Genomic DNA, 17,873 nt, shown 5'->3' on the forward strand with positions numbered 1-17,873 from the left:
AGACCGTCCAGCCGGGTCGTCTTCACCACCCGCGCGACCGCGTCCTCGTCCGCCTCCGGGTTGCCGAACAGCGACGTACCACCGATGACCGCCGCCGCGATGGCGAGCATCAGCGTGTTGCCGCCACCGGCGTTGAGCGTCGCGCTCGCCGTCTGCCCGGCGAAGAACATGCCGCCGATCGCCGCGAAGCCACCGGAGATCGCGAAGACCGTGATGCGGACCAGCGGCACGCTGATACCCGCACGGCGGGCCGCCTCGATGCCGCCGCCGACCGCGAAGACCTTGCGGCCGAACGTCGTACGACGCAGCACGAAGTCGACGATCACCAGGGAGGCGAGGAAGATCACCAGCGCGTTGGAGACGCCGGCCGCGTTGTTGAGCACGGCTGCGGCGACGAAGGACGCGATCGCGAGCAGGACGACGCGGACGATGATCTCGCTGGTGGGCCGGAACGGCACGCCCGCGGCCCGGCGCCGGCGCTGCTCGTTGAACTGGCCCAGGGCCGACAGGACGACACCGAGGCCGGCCAGCAGGTAGGCGCCGATGATGGCCTGGTCCATGAAGAAGGAGGACTGGCCGAGGATGTGCACCGGGCCGGAGTCGGCCGGGATGTTGATCGTGCCGCTGTCGCCGAGCAGCCACAGCATCAGACCGTTCCAGCCGAGGAAGCCGGCCAGGGTGACCACGAACGCGGGTACGCCGATCCGCGCGAAGAACCAGCCGTGCAGCGCGCCGATGCCGATACCGGTGATGATCGTGAGGATCAGGGCGAGCCACTGGTTCATCCCGTGGTTGACCACGAAGACGGCGAACACGGTGGAGGCCAGGCCGCTGACCGAACCGACGGACAGGTCGATCTCGCCGAGCAGCAGCACGAACACCAGGCCGATGGCGAGCATGCCGGTGGCCGAGAGGAAGTAGCTGATGTTGGAGAGGTTGTCCGCGCTGAGGAACAGGCTGTTCTTCAGCTGGAAGATCGTCCAGATGATGATCAGGCCGATGACCACCGGCAGCGAGCCCAGCTCGCCGCCCTTCACCTTGCGCTTGAACTCGGTGACGTAGCCCTTGAGGCCCTCTTCACGGACCAGCAGCCGGGGGTCGACGACCGCGACACCCGCGGCCGTGGGGTCCTCGGCCGGCGGGGCGACCGTCGCGGTGGCCGCGGCGGCGTCGGCGGCCGCGGTCTTCTCGGCCTTGGGCGACTCGTCGCCCTGCACGGTCTTGTTGGATGTCTCGCTCACTTTGCCGCCTCCGTGGTGCGACGCTCCGCACGACGGGTCACGGCGTTGTCCGTGGCACCCGTGATCGCGGCGATGATCTCTTCGTGGCTGGTGCTCTTCACGGGGAAGGAGCCGTTGTTCTTGCCCAGGCGCAGTACGGCGACGGTGTCCGCGACCGCCTTGACGTCGGCCATGTTGTGGCTGATGAGGATGACGCCGAGGTTGCGCTCGCGCAGCCGCTCGACGAGGTCGAGGACCTGCGCGGTCTGCTCGACACCGAGGGCCGCGGTGGGCTCGTCGAGGATGACGACCTTGGGGTCGCCGATCAGGGCGCGGGCGATGGCCACGACCTGGCGCTGACCGCCGGAGAGGCTGGCGATCGGGATGCGCACGCTCGGGATCCGGATGGAGAGCGTGGACAGCAGCTCGCGGGCCTGCTTCTCCATCGTCACCTCGTCGATGACGCCGCGGTGCAGCAGCTCACGGCCGAGGAAGAGGTTGCCGACCACGTCGAGGTTGTCGCAGAGCGCGAGGTCCTGGTAGACCGTCGCGACGCCGAGCCCCTGGGCGTCGTGCGGCTTGTTGATGCTGACCGGGTTGCCCTCCCACTCGATGACGCCCTCATCGATGGGATGAACACCCGCGATCGTCTTGACCAGGGTCGACTTTCCTGCGCCGTTGTCGCCCACCAGGGCGACCACTTCTCCGGCGTGGACCTCCAGTTCGACGTCGGTGAGCGCCTGCACCGCACCGAACCTCTTGGAGACTCCGCGCAACGCCAGCACGGGCGTAGCGGACACGTGAACCATCTCCTTCGCCGCCTGACCGGCGGGGATGCCGCGCTTGTTGATCAGGCGCGGAGGGACGTGCGCCGGCCCTGGGTCTCCCCGGGTGGACGCACGTGGTTTACAAGATGAACATGCGCGAATCCGCTGCGCTTGGCAACGGGTCCGTCCGACGCCCGCTCCGGCAGCGGGGTATGAAGGCCGGAGCGGGCGTCGGAGGGGTTTCGCGAGACCGCCGGACGGGGCGCCCCGCTTGCGCAGGGGCATCTCACGTCGGGCGGCCGGGGCCCGGGTGTCGTACTGCGATCACCCGGGCGCTGGCGGCCGGAGCCCGGTGGCTCCGGGGCGCGGTTACTGCAGGCCGGCGGCCTTGCAGGCCTTGGCGAACTCGGCGGTGCAGATGTCGGAGACGGTGTACAGACCGTCCTTGATCACCGTGTCCTTGATGTTGGCCTTGGTGACCGACACCGGGGTCAGCAGCTGGGAGGGCACCTTGTTGCCGGAGCCGCTGGTCTGCGTGGTGGTGGCGAGCGAGGTGATGCTCTTGCCCTGCAGCAGGTCCACCGCGATCGTCGCGGCGGCGTCGGCCTCCGGCTTGAACGCCTTGTAGACGGTGGAGGACTGGGTGCCGGCGACGATGCGCTGGATACCCGCGAGCTCCGCGTCCTGACCGGTCAGCGGGATGCCGCTGATGCCGGCGCCCTTGAGGGTGGTGGCGATACCACCGGCCATGCCGTCGTTGGCGGAGTAGACGCCCGCGATGTTCTTGGCGCCCAGCTGGGTGATGGCCGCCTTCACCTTCTGCGCGGCGACGGTGTCCTTCCACAGGCCGGACTGCTCGTAGGCGATGTCGACCTTGCCGTCCAGGGCCTCGTGCGCGCCCTTCTTGAACTGGGCGGCGTTCGGGTCGGCGTCGTCACCGTTGATCATGACGATCTTCGACTTGGTGGTCGCCTTGGAGCCGAGGGCGTCCAGCAGGGCCTGGCCCTGGAGCTGGCCGACCTTGACGTTGTCGAAGGAGACGTAGGCGGAGACATTGCCCTGCGCGAGGCGGTCGTACGCGACGACCTTGATGCCCTTGGCCACGGCGGCGTCGATGGAGGACTTGATGGCCGCGGAGTCCTGGGCGGAGATCACGATGACCTTCACGCCCTTGGTGACCATGCTGCTGACCTGCTGGGCCTGCTTGGCCGCGTCACCCGCAGCGTTCGCGTACTCGACCTTGCAGTCGGCACACAGCGAGCTGACCTGCGCCTCGAAGTACGGCTTGTCGAACTTCTCGTAGCGCGCGGTCACGCTGTCGGGGAGCAGCAGGCCGATGGTCTTGCTCCCACCGGAGGAGCTGCTGCTCGACGAGTCGCTCTTCTTGTCATCGCCGGCCTTGCCACAGGCGGCGAGCGACAGCGCCATGGAAACCGCGGCGGTGCCGATGACGACTCTACGCATCGTTGCGTTCATTTGAGGGGTGCCTCCCTGACAGGGCCGCAACGCTGCGGCCGAGGTGGCTCGAAGTCAACTCGGCCGCAAGTTCGACGTCAAGAAGTAAATACTTAACGAGATGGCAACGGCGCCATTCGTTCTCTAAGTGAAGGCAGGTGCAACGGCCGGCAACGAGCCGTCCAAAAGGGTCGAATCGCCCATCTCGCTGAGCGCGAGAGCGAGCGCCCCGAGCACCTCCGCACGGCCGCCGAGGGCCCCCGGGAGCACCGAGAGCTGACGGGCCGCGCTGGGGATCGCGTAGCGGCCCACGGACTCCCTGATGGGCCCGAGGACCAGTTCTCCGGCCTCGGCGAGGTCGCCGCCGAGGACCACCCGGCTCGGGTTCAGCAGGTTGCAGAGGTTGGCCACACCGCTGCCGACGTGACGGCCGACGTCGCCGATCACCCGGCGGCAGCCCGGGTCGCCGTCCCTGGCCAGCCGCACGACACCCTCCATGGTCAGGTCGGTTCCGTGGCTGGGCTGGAGCAGCGGCAGGACGTAGCGGGCCGCCGCGAAGGTCTCCAGGCAGCCGCGGTTGCCGCAGCGGCAGACCGGACCGGCTTCGTCGAGAGTGATGTGTCCGATTTCTCCGGCGGTACCGCCGGGCCCCCGGTAGATCTTCCCGTTGATCACCAGACCGGCACCGACACCGCTGGCGACCTTGATGTAAGCAAGATCACGTACGCCCTTGCCGCTGCCCCAGACCAGTTCACCGAGGGCGCCGAGGTTGGCGTCGTTGTCCACGTGCACGGGGACACCGAGGCGCAGTCTGAGCTCCTCGGCGGGTCTCGCGCCGATCCAGCCGGGCAGGATGGCGCTGGAGCCGAGGGTGCCCGACTCCACGTCGATCGGGCCGGGCACGCCGACCCCCACTCCGGCGATCTTCGAGCGGTCCACGCCGGTCGCCGAGACCAGGCGGTTGACCAGCTCTTCGGCGCGGTCGAAGCCCTGGCTGGAGGACGCGTCCACGTCGAGCGGCTCGGACTCCTCGGCCAGCACCTGGTGGGCGAGGTTGCCGATCGCGACACGCAGGTGGGTGTGGCCGAAGTCGATCCCTATGACGATGCCCGCGTCACCGCTGAGACTCACGCTGCGGGCCCGGCGGCCGCCCGCCGAGGTGGGCGTGACCTCGACGGTTCCGCCGTCCTTGAGCTCGCGCACGATGTTGGAGACCGTCGCAGCCGACAGGCCGGTCGTGCGCGCGATCTCCGCCTGCGTGAGCGATCCGGCCAGTCGCACGGCCCGTACGACACGTTCCAGATTGGCTCGGTGCAGCGACGACTGCGACCCCGGAGTCTCCATCGACCCATCCACTCCTGCCATCGGAGGCGGCCACGGTGCCGCCAAGGTGGCCCAGGTCACATCTGCGGAACCGGGCCACTTACAAGTTATGAACTCCAAGCTCTGCTGAACGGGTTACCGCCGTCAAGTCCTTGAGAGAAATCGTTGGCGGTTCGGGGGTCGCCCGGGGGACACGCGACGGACATGTCTAGGCCATTGGGCAGCAGGTCGGAGTGGGGGCCGCGGGGTGCGCCCGGTGGATCCGTGCGGGTGCGTCGCGGCTGGTCGCGCAGTTCCCCGCGCCCCTTTCGGGTCGCGAACCCTCGGCCTACTTCAGGGCTCCCGCCGTCAGTCCCGCCACCACCTGGCGTTGGAAGACGATGTAGGCCGCGAGTACCGGGAGCATCGCCATGACCAGGCCCGCGAAGAGGCCGGACCAGTCGCCCTTGTAGCCCTGGCTGACCGCCAGCTGGACCAGGCCCTGGGTGAGGACGTGTTTGTCCGGGTCCGTGTTGAGGACCGTCGGGAGCATGTACTGGTTCCACTGGCCGAGGAAGTTGAAGATCCCGACGCTGATCAGGCCGGGCTTCGCCATCGGCAGCATGATCTGGAAGAACGTGCGGGTGTGCGAGGCGCCGTCGACGAAGGCGGCCTCGGCCACCGAGGTGGGCAGGGTGCGGAAGAACGCCGTGAGGAAGAACACCGTGAACGGCAGCGAGTAGGCGATGTAGACCAGGATCAGCCCGTGGATCGTGTTCAGCAGGCCCAGGTTGTTCACGACGTAGAACAGCGGGACCAGCGCCAGCATGATCGGAAAGCTCATGCCGCCGATGAACAGGTAGTAGATGAAGCGGTTGCCCGGGAAGTCGAAGCGGGCGAGGACGTAGGCGGCCATCGAGCCGAGGACCAGCGTGCCGATGAGCGACCCGCCCACGACCAGGACGGTGTTCAGGAAGTAGTCGCTCATGTTGGCCTGGGTCCAGGCCCGCGACCAGTTGTCGAAGTGCAGCCTGTCGGGCAGCGCCCAAGGTGAGCCGAAAATCGACTTGTCGTCCTTGAACGAGGTCATCACCGCCCACAGCAACGGCGTGACCACCATGACCGCCCAGATGACCAGGATGCCGTGCGAGAAGGCGTTGAGGACCCCGCCCTCGCGCTTCGTCCGTGGCGGCGCCGGTTCGGGGGTGCCGGCCTTCGTGACGGTGGCGTCGGTCTCGGTCGTCGTCATCGCTTCAGTACTCCAGCCGCTCGCGACGGCCAAGCCGCATCACGATCGCCGCGAAGGCGAGCGTGACGACCAGCAGGGCGACGCCGATGGTGGTGGCGTAGGCGGCCTGACCGTCCCGGAACGCCTTCTGGTACACGTACAGGACCAACACGGTCGTCGAGTAGTCGGGCCCGCCCGGTCCGGTCGTCATGATCTGCACGACCGCGAACGACTCGGCGCCGAGCGCGAGGATGCCCATGTAGACCCAGCCCGACTGCACGGTGTCCCACAGCAGCGGCAGGGTGAGGCGGAAGAACGTGGTGGCGCGGCCGGCGCCGTCGAGCAGGGCGGCCTCGTAGAGGTCGGTGGGGATGGACGCCATGCCCGCGGAGAAGAGGACCACGAAGAAACCGACCGTGGACCAGACGAGTACCGCCATCACGCACCACAGGGCGAGACCCGGGTCGCCGAGCCACAGCGGCTGGACGCTGTCCAGACCGATTCCGCGCAGGAACGAATTGATCGCGCCGCTGTCCGGGTTGTACGCGAAGGCGAACAGCAGCGAGACGATCGCGATGGAGAGGACCTGCGGGAAGAAATAGACGATCTTGTAGAAGGAGGAGCCGCGGACCCCGGAGACGACCGGGCCGCCGCGCCTTTTCCGGCCGCCGACATTGATCATGAAGGCGAAGAACAGCGCGAGGCCGATCGTCACCAGCGGCAGCACGACCGCGAACATCAAGCTGTGCCGCAAGGACTTCCAGAAGATGTCGTCGTGGAGCATCCTCCGGTAATTGTCCAGGCCGACCATCTTGAATTCGGGGCTGAGGCCGGTCCAGTCCGTGAACGAGTAGTAGATGGACTGGACGAAGGGCCACACCACGAAGAGCGCGTACAGTCCGAGGGGCAATGCCAGAAACCCCACGATGAACCGGTACTTGCCGTGCTGCATCGCCACTCCGGTGCCGTCGGGATCCGCGGTTACTGGTGCTTGTAGTGCTTGATCGAGGTGTCCTTGGCGGTTTCGTCGGCAAAGCCCTGGATCTTCTTGACGGCTTCGGCCGGGGTGAGCCGGCCGGCCATCATCTCGCCGAGGCCGGCGACCCCGATCTTCTCCTTCTGGAGCTGCACGTACCAGTCCTGGAGCCGCGGGTTCACCACGTTCGACCCGGCCAGCTTCAGCGCGGCGACGCCGGAGGTGAGACCCGGGGTGAGGCTGATGCCGTCGGTGCCGCCGTTGTAGGCGGTCAGCGACTTCACCTTGGCGGTGAAGTTCTTGGACGAGGCCTCGCTGAGCATGATGCGCAGCTGCTCCATGCCGCCCTCGGCGTTCTTCGCCTTGGCCGGGACGATGAACGGCTCGCCGCCGGAGGCCCAGATGGTGCCGAACGGCATCTTGTCGTTCTTGTCGATGCCGGTGGGTGCGGAGACGGCGAGATTGAAGTCGGAGGGGATGACGTTCGCCGACTCGTTCTCCACCCAGGAGCCGTTCGGGATGAACAGCGCCTTGCCCTGCGCCCAGGCGGTCTGCGACTGGATGTGGTCGAGTCCCGGGGTGCCCTTGAGGATGTAGCCCTTCTTGTAGAGCTCGTAGTAGGCCTCGAAACACGCCTTGACGGCCGGGTGTTTCCAGGCGTTCGGCTCCAGGTTGTCGATCGCGTTCAGGACCTCGACGCCGCCGACCTTGCCGATCATCGGGTACAGCGAGAAGGGGAGGTAGTACGGGTACTTGCCGGCGTAGGTCCAGCCGGCCATGCCCTTCTTCTTGGCCTTCTCGCAGACGGCGATCATCTGGTCCCAGGTCTGCGGGTACTCCGCGTCGAGGGAGTCCAGGGCCTTCTGGGAGTACCAGACGCCGTAGACCGTGTAGGCGTAGTACATGATCCAGACCGGGTCGCCGTCGAACTGGCCCATCTCGACGATGCCGGGGCGCAGCGTGTCGCGGACCTTCTTGTTCGGGTCGTCGTACGACGGCGCGTCGAGCAGCGGGGTGAGGTCGGCCAGCTGGTTCTTGCCGACCAGCACGCCCATGTCCATCTGCTCGGCGCCGGAGTTGTCGATGAGGTCCGGCGGGGTGCCCTGGTTGAACCGGGGCTGGAGGGTGGTCTGGATCTTCTGGGTGGCGGAGAACTTGACGTGGGCCTTGGGGAAGTCCTTCTGGTAGATCTTCACCGCGTCCTGGGCGTACTCCTTGCCGAAACCGCCGTCGAAGAGGACGAATTCCAGCTGGGCGCTCTCGTTGACGCCCAGCGGGTTCTTCGCCGTCTTCTTGCCCGTCTTGTCCTTGGACTGGCCGCCACCGCCGCTGCTGGCGCAGGCGGAGAGGAATCCGGCGGCGGGGACGGACAGCAGGCCGAGTGCGGCGGACCGCTTGATCAGATCGCGGCGGCCGACACCTTCGGCACCGTTCCTCGGTGTGGAACCGGAACCGTGGTGTGCTGCGGAAGTGGATCCCATGCTCAAGTCCTCGCCCTCTCCAGGACTCAGGCGGTGAACCGGATCCTCCCCGGCACCGCGGTCGGGTCGTGCTGGGTCGTGCAGGAAGTCGTGCGGGAAACGCCGACAGGTATAGTCCACTTTCCGTCAGCGGGGCAAGATCGAGTGCAAGGTTGGCCGTGGGTCTTTTCCTAGTTGAGACCTGTCGGAAATATGAGCGACCTGTGTACACCTTGCCGGAAAAAGAACCGACATAGCCCCCTGAATGCCGCAGCCAACACCCTTGACATCACGGGTCACTTGACCACCTACTGGTTCCTGCGCCACCCAGCTGACAACGTTGTCTCATGGGGCAGGGAGGGTATCCGTTTTGATGCAGCGGAAGACGCAGCGAAGAACAGGACACAGATCCGGTACGGCGGTCGTGATCACGGCCGCCGTAGTCATGGCACTGGGTTCCCAGGGTGCCGCGGTCGCCCTGCCCGCCAAGGCACCGGTCGCCGCCACCCGGTTCGCGTCCTCGTTCGAGCCCGGCGAACCGGCACCCGACTGGACGGACACCGTCGACACCGACCCGGCCGGCGCCCCCCGCGCCTCGGGTGTCGACGGCGGCTACAGCACCGGCATCCCCGGCAACGTCACCGACCACGTGACCGACCTGCGGGCGAGCGGTGAGAACACCGGCGCGGGCGAGGTGAAGGAGAACCTGGTCGACGGCGAGCCGGGCACCAAATGGCTCACCTTCGAGCCGACCGGCTGGGTGGAGTTCGACTTCGACAAGCCCGTCAAGATCGTGACGTACGCCCTCACCTCGGCGAACGACTACGACGAACGCGACCCCAAGGACTGGGCCCTTCAGGGCTCGACCGACGGCAAGGACTGGAAGACCCTCGACACGCGGACCGACGAATCCTTCGCCGAGCGGTTCCAGACCAGGTCGTACGACCTGTCCGCACCGGCCGAGTACCGGCACTTCCGGCTCGACGTCACGAAGAACAACGGCGCGCCGGACATCCTCCAGATCGCCGACGTCCAGTTCTCCACGGGCGGCAGCGGCGGCCCGGTGCCCGAGGACATGCTCTCGCTGGTCGACCACGGCCCGAGCGGCTCCCCCACCGCGAAGGCGCGGGCGGGATTCACCGGCACCCACGCGCTGCGCTACGCCGGCCGGCACACCGCGACCGGCCGCGCGTACTCGTACAACAAGGTCTTCGACGTGAACGTGAAGGTCGGCCGCGACACCCGGCTGTCGTACCGGATCTTCCCCTCGATGGCCGACGGCGACCACGACTACGACGCGACCAACGTCTCCGTGGACCTGGCCTTCACCGACGGCACCTACCTGAGCGGCCTCGGGGCGACGGACGAGCACGGGTTCGCGCTGACCCCGCGGGGGCAGGGCGCGTCGAAGGCGCTGTACGTCAACCAGTGGAACGCCGTCTCGTCGGCGATCGGTTCGGTGGCGGCGGGCAGGACCGTCGACCGGATCCTGGTGGGGTACGACTCCCCCGCGGGCCCGGCGAAGTTCCGCGGCTGGATCGACGACGTGTCCCTGGCGCCGACGGCCCCCGAGAAGCCGAAGGCGCACCTGTCCGACTACGCGCTGACCACCCGCGGCACCAACTCCAGCGGCAGCTTCTCGCGCGGCAACGACTTCCCGGCGACGGCGCTGCCGCACGGCTTCAACTTCTGGACGCCGGTGACCAACGCGTCCTCGCTGAGCTGGCTGTACGAATACTCCCGGGCGAACAACGACGCGAACCTGCCGACGCTCCAGGCGTTCAGCGCCAGCCATGAGCCGAGCCCCTGGATGGGCGACCGGCAGACCTTCCAGGTGATGCCCTCGGCCGCGGCCGGCGCCCCGGACACCGGCCGTGAGGCACGCGAACTGGCCTTCCGGCACGACAACGAGACCGCCCGGCCGTACTACTACGGGGTGCGGTTCGAGAACGGCCTGAAGGCCGAGATGACCCCGACCGACCACGCGGCCGCCCTGCGCTTCACCTACCCGGGCGACGACGCGAGCGTGATCTTCGACAACGTGACCGAGCAGGCGGGCCTGACCCTCGACAAGGAGCACGGCACCGTCACCGGCTACTCGGACGTCAAGTCGGGTCTTTCGACGGGCGCGACGCGGTTGTTCGTGTACGGCGTCTTCGACAAGCCGGTGACGGGCGGCGACTCCAGCGGCGTGAAGGGCTACCTGCGCTTCGACGCGGGCGCCGACCGCACCGTGACGCTCCGCCTGGCCACCTCGCTCATCAGCGTCGACCAGGCGAAGGACAATTTGCGCCAGGAGATCCCGAACGGCACCTCCTTCGACACCGTGAAGGCCCGCGCCCAGCGGGTCTGGGACCGGCTGCTCGGCAAGGTCGAGGTGGAGGGCGCGACCGCCGACCGGCTGACCACCCTCTACTCCAGCATGTACCGGCTGTACCTCTACCCCAACTCCGGTTTCGAGAAGGTCGGTTCGAAGTACCAGTACGCCTCGCCGTTCTCCCCGATGACGAGCCAGGACACCCCGACGCACACCGGCGCGAAGATCGTGGACGGCAAGGTGTACGTCAACAACGGGTTCTGGGACACGTACCGGACGACGTGGCCGGCGTACTCGCTGCTGACGCCTCATCAGGCGGGCGAGATGGTCGACGGCTTCGTCCAGCAGTACAAGGACGGCGGCTGGACCTCCCGCTGGTCCTCGCCCGGGTACGCCGACCTGATGACCGGCACCTCCTCGGACGTGGCGTTCGCGGACGCCTACGTCAAGGGCGTGCGCTTCGACGCGAGGTCGGCGTACGAGGCGGCGGTGAAGAACGCGACGGTCGTGCCGCCCTCCCCCGGCGTGGGCCGCAAGGGCATGTCGACCTCCCCCTTCCTCGGCTACACCAGCGACGACACCCGCGAGGGCCTGTCCTGGGCGATGGAGGGGTACGTCAACGACTACGGCATCGCCGAGATGGGCAAGGCCCTGTTCGAGAAGACCGGCGAGAAGCGGTACCAGGAGGAGTCGGACTACTTCCTCAACCGCGCCCGGGACTACGTGAACCTCTTCGACTCCAAGGCCGGTTTCTTCCAGGGCAAGGACGCCCAGGGCAGGTGGCGGGTGGACTCGTCGTCGTACGACCCGCGCGTGTGGGGCTACGACTACACCGAGACCAACGGCTGGGGTTACGCCTTCACCGCCCCGCAGGACAGCCGTGGCCTCGCCAACCTGTACGGCGGCCGGGCCGGCCTCGCCGACAAGCTCGACGAGTTCTTCGCGACGCCCGAGACGGCCTCCCCCGACTTCGTCGGCTCCTACGGCGGGGTCATCCACGAGATGACCGAGGCCCGGGACGTCCGGATGGGCATGTACGGCCACTCCAACCAGGTCGCCCACCACGTCATCTACATGTACGACGCGGCCGGTGAGCCCTGGAAGGCGCAGGCCTACGTCCGGGAGGCGCTCTCCCGGCTCTACCTGGGCAGCGAGATCGGCCAGGGCTACCACGGCGACGAGGACAACGGCGAGCAGTCGGCCTGGTACCTCTTCTCCGCCCTCGGCTTCTACCCGCTGGTCATGGGCAGCGGCGACTACACCATCGGCTCCCCGCTGTTCAGGAAGGCGACGGTGCACCTGGAGAACGGCCGCGACCTGGTGGTCCGCGCGCCGCGCAACAGCGCCACGAACGTCTACGTGCAGGGTGTCCGCGTCAACGGCCGCACCTGGACGTCGACCTCGCTCCCGCACTCGCTGGTGGCCAGGGGCGGGGTCGTCGACTTCACGATGGGCCCGAAGCCGTCGGCCTGGGGCACGGGCCGGAACGCGGGACCGGTCTCGGTCACCCAGGACGACAAGGTCCCGGCACCGCGCTCGGACGTCCTCGAACCCCAGGGCGCCCTGTTCGACAACACGTCGGCGACACAGGAGACGGTGACGTCGGTGGACCTGCCGGTGCCCGGGCCGGTCAAGGGCGCCCAGTACACGCTCACCTCACCGTCGGACCACACGAGGGCCCCGACGGGCTGGACCCTTCAGGGGTCGGCGGACGGAACCAACTGGCGCACCCTGGACCGGCGTTCGGGCGAATCCTTCGACTGGGACCTGCAGACGAGGGCGTTCACCGTCCAGAAGCCCGGGGCCTATGCGCACTACCGGCTCGTCCTGGACGGCGAAGCGACCCTGGCGGAGGTGGAGTTGCTGGCCTGAGGTCGCGGCGGCCCGCTTCGGGCGGACCTGGTGCCCGGTAGGTACCGGGCTCCGGGATCCGCCCGAAGCAGGTCGCAGTACGTCAGCCGACCCGGCAGGGCAGGCCGGTTGAACCGTCCCCGCCGTCGCCCTGGACGACGTAGCCGAAGGTCGTGCTCTGGCCGGGACTGAGGGAGCCGTTCCAGTCGACGTTGTGGACCATCACGTCCTGTCCGCTGTAGGTGGCGTTGCCGTTCCAGAGGCTGGCCACCGACTGGCCGCCGGGCAGCGTCCAGTCGACCATCCAGCCGAGCATCGGCACGTCACCGCTGTTGGTGACGGTGACCTCGGACTGGTAGCCGCCGGGCCAGCTGTTGGTCGTGGTCCGGGTGGCGGTGCAGGTGCCGGGCGGGGGCTGGGTCGGGTCGCCCGGGTCGTGGATGCCGGTGACCTCGCCGTTGCCGCCGTCGAAGACGACGTCCGAGCAGGAGTAGAAGGTCTCCGTGCTGTCCGAGCGCTGCCACACCATGTAGATGATGTGGCGCCCGGTCTTGTTCGCCGGGAGCTTGCCGGTCCAGGAGTAGTTGGCCTCGACCGTGCCCGGGGTGCCGTTGAGCGGCGGGTGGTCGACGGTCAGGAACGGCGTGTCCTCCATCTCGTCCCAGGTGAGCGGCTTGGTGGGGTCGTAGCCGTCCTTGGTGACGTAGACGTGGAACCAACCCGGGTGGGCCGCCCAGGCGTTGTAGGAGAAGTCGACGGTGGCGCCGGAGGTGAGGTGGGTGACCGGCCAGTCGTCGCGGGGCAGGTCGAAGCCGGTGAAGTTGGGGTTCCCACCGCTGCAGAGTTGCCCGTCGGGCACGAAGCCGCGGGTGCGGCCGGCGCCGTCCGAGCGGAGCACGGAGAACCAGTTGTAGAACGGCGTGGTTCCGCTGACCTGCTGGGCCGCCTTGCAGGCCGGGTTGACGGGCTTGATCTCACCGGTGGAGGTGAGCGCGTCCTGCCAGCACAGGAAGGTCCGGCTGCCCGGCTTCATGGGGGTGCCGTGCGCCTGGGCCGGGGCGCCCGCGGCCAGGACCAGGGCGAGGGCGGGGACCGTGGTGAGCAGGGCGAGCAGCGTCAGGAACAGGGCCCGGCCCCGGGTGGGGAGGGGTAATCGGGGAAGCACTGTTGTCATATTCATGACATTCATACCTCTGTGTGGGGTGACACCGTGTGGGGTGAGCGGTCGTCGCACGGGTCAGGGAGACAGACGTGGGGCGGAAGCGGTCCGGCCCGTCGGCGGGTTCCGGTCCGTCGAGGTGGGAGCGCTCCCACCCCACTTCCTGTGAAGCTAGCGCGGACGGGGGCGGGTGTAAACGGCGTGGACGGGGCGCACCGTTTCGAGAACGACGCGGCGTCCGGCCGGTGCAGGGGCGCCCCGGTCGCCCGGCTCCACGACCGCGGGGAACCGGCCGGGCGTCCCAGCGGCATCCCGACACCTCCGCGACGCCGCAGGTCAGACGGCTGTCGTCATCCCGCCCTCCCAAGTGGCCGAAACCGCATGGCGGGGCGCGGACGACACCGGCAGCCTTTTGCCCGCCGGGCCACCGGGCCGATGCCGTACGGCGAGCTCCTCGCAGGACCAGCGGGGGCCTTGACGCAGCACCGACGGCGTAGCGCCGATGGCGTCGCACCACACCGCGGCGGGGGAAAGCACCTCGCCCGAACACACGGGAGGAATCATGAACAAGCGCGGGATCACCGCCGTCGCCGCCGGCCTCGCGGCCGTCGTCCTGGGGTTCACACCGGGCACGGCCAGCGCCGCCGACAACCAGCCGCTCAGCGCCAGCACCACGGGCGCGTCCGTCTCGCTGACCGTCGACTGGACCGGTTCCGAGTCGTTCACCCTGCGCAACGTGAAGCTCAGTGACACCTCGTGCGACGCCCACCCGGTGTACTTCCACGTCACCGCGCCGGGCTTCCAGTTCCCGAACCACTGGAACTCCAGCGGCTGCGGCACCACCAGCACCTGGAGCAGCCTGTCGGGCAGCCTGGTGGGCGGCATCCACAGCCTCGGGGTGACGGTCTGCCGCGACACGACCTTCGACAACTGCAGCTCCTCCGGCCTGTCGATCAACCCCTACGACTGACCTCCCGACGGCGGGAGGGCGCCCACGGAATCCGCGGGCGCCCTCCTCGTTCCTGGACCCGCGCGGTCCGGGCTCGCAGCGGCGCGCCGGCGGGCGGGAGTTCGGTGCCGGGGAGTTCGACGGTGAACTCCGTGTGGCCCGGGGTGCTCTGTACGTCGATGCGGCCGCCGTGGGCCGTCGTGATCGCGGCCACGATCGCCAGACCCAGGCCCGAGCCGCCTGCCAGGACACCGGCGCGGGTGCGGGAGGCGTCGGCCCGGGTGAAGCGTTCGAAGACGGTGGGGAGCAGGTCCGGCGGGATGCCGGGGCCGTCGTCGCGGACCTGGATCACGGAGGTGGTCGGGGTGGTCCGGACCGTTGCGGTCACGGTCGTGCCCGCGGGGGTGTGGATCCGTGCGTTGGCCAGGAGGTTCGCCACCACCTGCCGCAGCCGGGCCTCGTCGCCCGGCACCAGGGCGGAACCGTCCGGGTCGAGTTCGAGCCGCCAGACGTGGTCGGTGCCGGCCGCCCGCGCGTCCCACACCGCCTCCGCGACCAGCGCGGCCAGGTCCACCTCGGCGGACTGCAGCGGGCGGCCCTCGTCGAGGCGGGCCAGCAGCAGGAGGTCCTCCACCAGGCTGCGCAGGCGCGCGGACTCGGCGTTGACCCGGCGCCAGGCCAGACCGGACTCGATGCGGTCCGTGCCGCGGTTCATCAGCTCCGCGTATCCGGCGATCGAGGCGAGCGGCGTGCGCAGTTCATGGCTCGCGTCGGCCAGGAACCGGCGCATCCGCTCCTCGCCCCGCATGGTTTCGGCCCGGGAGGCCTCGACATGGTCGATCATGCGGTTGAGGGCGGCGCCGACCTGGCCGGCCTCGCTGCCCGGGTCGGTGTCCCGTTCGGGCACCCGGGTCAGGCCGGTCACCTGACCCCGGCCGAGGGGCGCGTGGGAGACCTCGGCGGCGGTGGCGGCGACCCTGCCGAGGGGGCGCAGCTGCCGTCGTATCACCACCGCGCACACGATGCCCGCGGCGGTGAGGCCGACGGCGGCGGCCGCGATCTCGACCTCCACCAGGCCGTCGATCATGTCCCGTACGTCGTCCATGGGCAGACCGGTCAGGACCCGGATGCCGCCGGCGTCCAGCGCGGCGACCCGGTAGGTGCCGAGGCCGGGGACCGTGCGGGTGCGGGGCGCGCCGTCGGGGGCGATGCCCTGGAGGGCGGCGGTCTGGGCGCTGGTGAGCGGTTGCGGGGACGCGTCCTGGCTCACCACGGCCGCGCTCAGGATGTCGCCCTCGGCGTCGGTGCGGGCGGCGAGCATGCCCGCCGGCTGGCCGCGCTCGTGCAGGAAGGTCAGGTCGCGGGTCAGCTCCGGGTGCAGGGCGGCGCCGCCCACGTTGCGCTCGACCGCGTCACCGACCCGGTCGTCCAGATCACCCATCAGGTAGGCGCGTTGGGCGAGGACGGTGGTCAGGGCCGTCGCGGCGCAGACGCAGACCAGGACGGCAGTGACGAAGACGAGCAGGCGGGTCCGGAGCGACCGGCTCCGCGGCCTGGCCGTCGCCTGCCGGTCGCTCGGCGGCGCGGCCGACCGCCGGTCGCTCAGGGGGGTGGTCGTCCGTCGGTCTTTCAGCCGGGCGGTCATCCGCCGCCCGCTCGGTCGGGCGGTCACCTGCCGTCCTCCACGGCCCGGTTCACGTGACCGGACCCGTGCCCGGCATGGCTCCTCGGCACCTGGCCGCGGCCGGCCTTGTGGCGCAGGCCGGAGATGCGGGCCTCGACGAGGTCACCGCCGCTGTCGGACGACGTGCCGCGGGCCGGGAGGATCAGGACAGGCGGCTTCGGTGTCTCGTAACGCGGTCCGCGGGGCACCTGGAGGCCGCCGAGGCCGGGGAACGTGCCGTCGGGCACCAGGCAGGGGTGCCGGCCCGCGACGGCGACTGGGGGCAGCTCGCCGGGAACGGGCCGGTCGTCGACGGCCCGGACGCGGACTCGACCGGTTCGGGACCCTGCGGTGGCGGACATGTACCAAGTCTGTGCCGGTTGGCTGGGGGAACCCTGTGTTCCGGCTGGGCTTTGACGATGTCACGTGCAGGCAACACGCACAGGAGCGGCGCCCCGACCGCGATCCGTGCCCTGCGTCCCTGCAGGCACATCCTCACCCGCGAGCCAGAAGGCCACCTCGGACCTGTCCGCCTCTGGACGGAGCAGGCCCCACGCGGTGGACCTCAAGTCCAAGCTGATGCGTCAGCGGTTGTCGATCCAGAAATCGACCAGCGTGGCGCCGTAGTCAGCGCAATTCCAGCCGAAGGCCCAGTACCCCTGCCCGACCCATGCGCCGTGGTAGACGACACCGTTGGAGCATTCGGTCACGGCCTGGGACTGGCCGTAGTCGACCAGGACATTTGCGCTCCACTTGTAGCTGTCCCAGTGATACGTGGGGACGTTGCCCACATGTGCCGAGGCGGACGGCGCCGAAAGCGCAAAGCTCGCGGCGATCAAGGCTGCGCCGACGACTGGCGCCCTGAAGCGCCTGGCACTCGATGCCATCATTCGTTTGAACTGGTGCATTGAGATCCTTTCCCGTCAAGGGCACGCTGCTCCACGACCGGAGCCTGTCAGGACCACAGGGGGCGCCCGAAGTCACGCTCCACACGCCCGCTGGTCTTCGGTCTTCGGTGAGTCCCGCTGTCGGACGCTACCGACGCGGGTCCTGCAACCGTCCTGGATTCGTCCTAGTGCAAGGTCAGCCGAGGCGCCAAGTGTGTTCTGCAGGGCTTGCGCTCGCTCATCAGGCCGGGGCTGAAACACGTCAGAGCAGTCCGAGCAGGGCGGTCGCGATGTCCTCGGGATGGTTCAGCAGGGCCCATGTGTCCGCCGGGCACCATGTGCGGCTCGTTGCCCAGGCGAGCGGCGAACTCGTTTCCCGGGCGGGCCAGCGAGGTGTCGTCGGTGCCGAGGATGCAGGAGGCGTCGAGGCCGGCCGCGGTCACCGGGGGTACGTCCAGGGCGTCGGTCATGTAGCCGCCGGGCTGTGGCAGCGTCAAGCGGAAGAGGAGTTCCTGCAGTTCCTCCGGCTCACCCGTGCCGAACCGCCTCGAGCGGCAGCAGGACGGTCCCGTCGGCCGTCGCGGCGATGGACTCGCGTATGAGTACGCCGTACGCCTCGTTCTCCTCGGCCGTCGAGAC

The 17,873-nt window shown here is 69.0% G+C and carries 13 protein-coding genes; 2 read left to right on the plus strand and 11 right to left on the minus strand.

Features of this window, described 5'->3' with window-relative positions:
* The 7 genes from ABZ646_RS20355 to ngcE form a co-directional block, all read right to left on the minus strand.
* Positions 1–1,241, minus strand: a 1,241-nt coding sequence (locus ABZ646_RS20355; RefSeq protein WP_360520450.1) for a sugar ABC transporter permease, incomplete at its 3' end; no start/stop codon positions are given.
* Positions 1,238–2,029 carry an ATP-binding cassette domain-containing protein gene (locus ABZ646_RS20360; protein ID WP_358977729.1) on the minus strand — a complete coding sequence of 264 codons (792 nt, stop codon included), beginning with the start codon at positions 2,027–2,029 and terminating at the stop codon, positions 1,238–1,240. The genes ABZ646_RS20355 and ABZ646_RS20360, both read right to left, overlap by 4 nt.
* 327 nt (positions 2,030–2,356) lie before the next feature.
* Entirely contained in the window at positions 2,357–3,463 is a 1,107-nt protein-coding gene (locus ABZ646_RS20365) for a substrate-binding domain-containing protein (RefSeq protein WP_360520454.1), read from the minus strand.
* A 123-nt stretch (positions 3,464–3,586) separates the two neighbouring features.
* A complete protein-coding gene (locus ABZ646_RS20370; protein WP_360520456.1) occupies positions 3,587–4,786 on the minus strand; it encodes an ROK family transcriptional regulator in 1,200 nt (399 codons plus the stop codon).
* Positions 4,787–5,093: 307 nt separating this feature from the next.
* Positions 5,094–5,993: a carbohydrate ABC transporter permease gene (locus ABZ646_RS20375; protein ID WP_360520459.1), complete on the minus strand. Its 900-nt coding sequence runs from the start codon at positions 5,991–5,993 to the stop codon at positions 5,094–5,096.
* A 4-nt stretch (positions 5,994–5,997) separates the two neighbouring features.
* Entirely contained in the window at positions 5,998–6,924 is a 927-nt protein-coding gene (locus ABZ646_RS20380) for a sugar ABC transporter permease (RefSeq protein ID WP_360520462.1), read from the minus strand.
* Positions 6,925–6,953: 29 nt separating this feature from the next.
* Positions 6,954–8,429, minus strand: coding sequence for an N-acetylglucosamine/diacetylchitobiose ABC transporter substrate-binding protein (gene ngcE / locus ABZ646_RS20385; RefSeq protein WP_360520465.1), 1,476 nt, complete (start codon positions 8,427–8,429; stop codon positions 6,954–6,956).
* Positions 8,430–8,853: 424 nt separating this feature from the next.
* Between ngcE and ABZ646_RS20390 the strand changes: the two genes are divergently transcribed.
* Positions 8,854–12,597 (plus strand): GH92 family glycosyl hydrolase, encoded by a 3,744-nt coding sequence (locus ABZ646_RS20390; protein ID WP_360520468.1) that lies wholly within the window; start codon positions 8,854–8,856, stop codon positions 12,595–12,597.
* Positions 12,598–12,679: 82 nt separating this feature from the next.
* On the opposite strand, the gene ABZ646_RS20395 is transcribed toward ABZ646_RS20390, so the two are convergent.
* A complete protein-coding gene (locus ABZ646_RS20395; protein WP_360520471.1) occupies positions 12,680–13,750 on the minus strand; it encodes a lytic polysaccharide monooxygenase in 1,071 nt (356 codons plus the stop codon).
* Between the two features lie 547 nt (positions 13,751–14,297).
* Between ABZ646_RS20395 and ABZ646_RS20400 the strand changes: the two genes are divergently transcribed.
* A complete protein-coding gene (locus ABZ646_RS20400; RefSeq protein ID WP_360520474.1) occupies positions 14,298–14,705 on the plus strand; it encodes a hypothetical protein in 408 nt (135 codons plus the stop codon).
* Here ABZ646_RS20400 and ABZ646_RS20405 read toward each other — a convergent pair.
* The 3 genes from ABZ646_RS20405 to ABZ646_RS20415 all read right to left on the minus strand — a co-directional run bounded on the left by ABZ646_RS20405 (position 14,689) and on the right by ABZ646_RS20415 (position 17,255).
* Complete coding sequence (locus ABZ646_RS20405; protein WP_360520483.1) at positions 14,689–16,125, minus strand: ATP-binding protein; 1,437 nt, start codon at positions 16,123–16,125, stop codon at positions 14,689–14,691. The two genes, ABZ646_RS20400 and ABZ646_RS20405, sit on opposite strands and share 17 nt — an antisense overlap.
* Before the next feature lie 227 nt (positions 16,126–16,352).
* Positions 16,353–16,709 (minus strand): hypothetical protein, encoded by a 357-nt coding sequence (locus ABZ646_RS20410; RefSeq protein WP_360520477.1) that lies wholly within the window; start codon positions 16,707–16,709, stop codon positions 16,353–16,355.
* A 222-nt stretch (positions 16,710–16,931) separates the two neighbouring features.
* Positions 16,932–17,255: a hypothetical protein gene (locus ABZ646_RS20415; RefSeq protein WP_360520480.1), complete on the minus strand. Its 324-nt coding sequence runs from the start codon at positions 17,253–17,255 to the stop codon at positions 16,932–16,934.
* Between the last annotated feature and the right edge of the window lie 618 nt (positions 17,256–17,873).

The organism is Streptomyces sp. NPDC007162 (assembly GCF_040634175.1).
Taxonomy (GTDB): domain Bacteria; phylum Actinomycetota; class Actinomycetes; order Streptomycetales; family Streptomycetaceae; genus Streptomyces.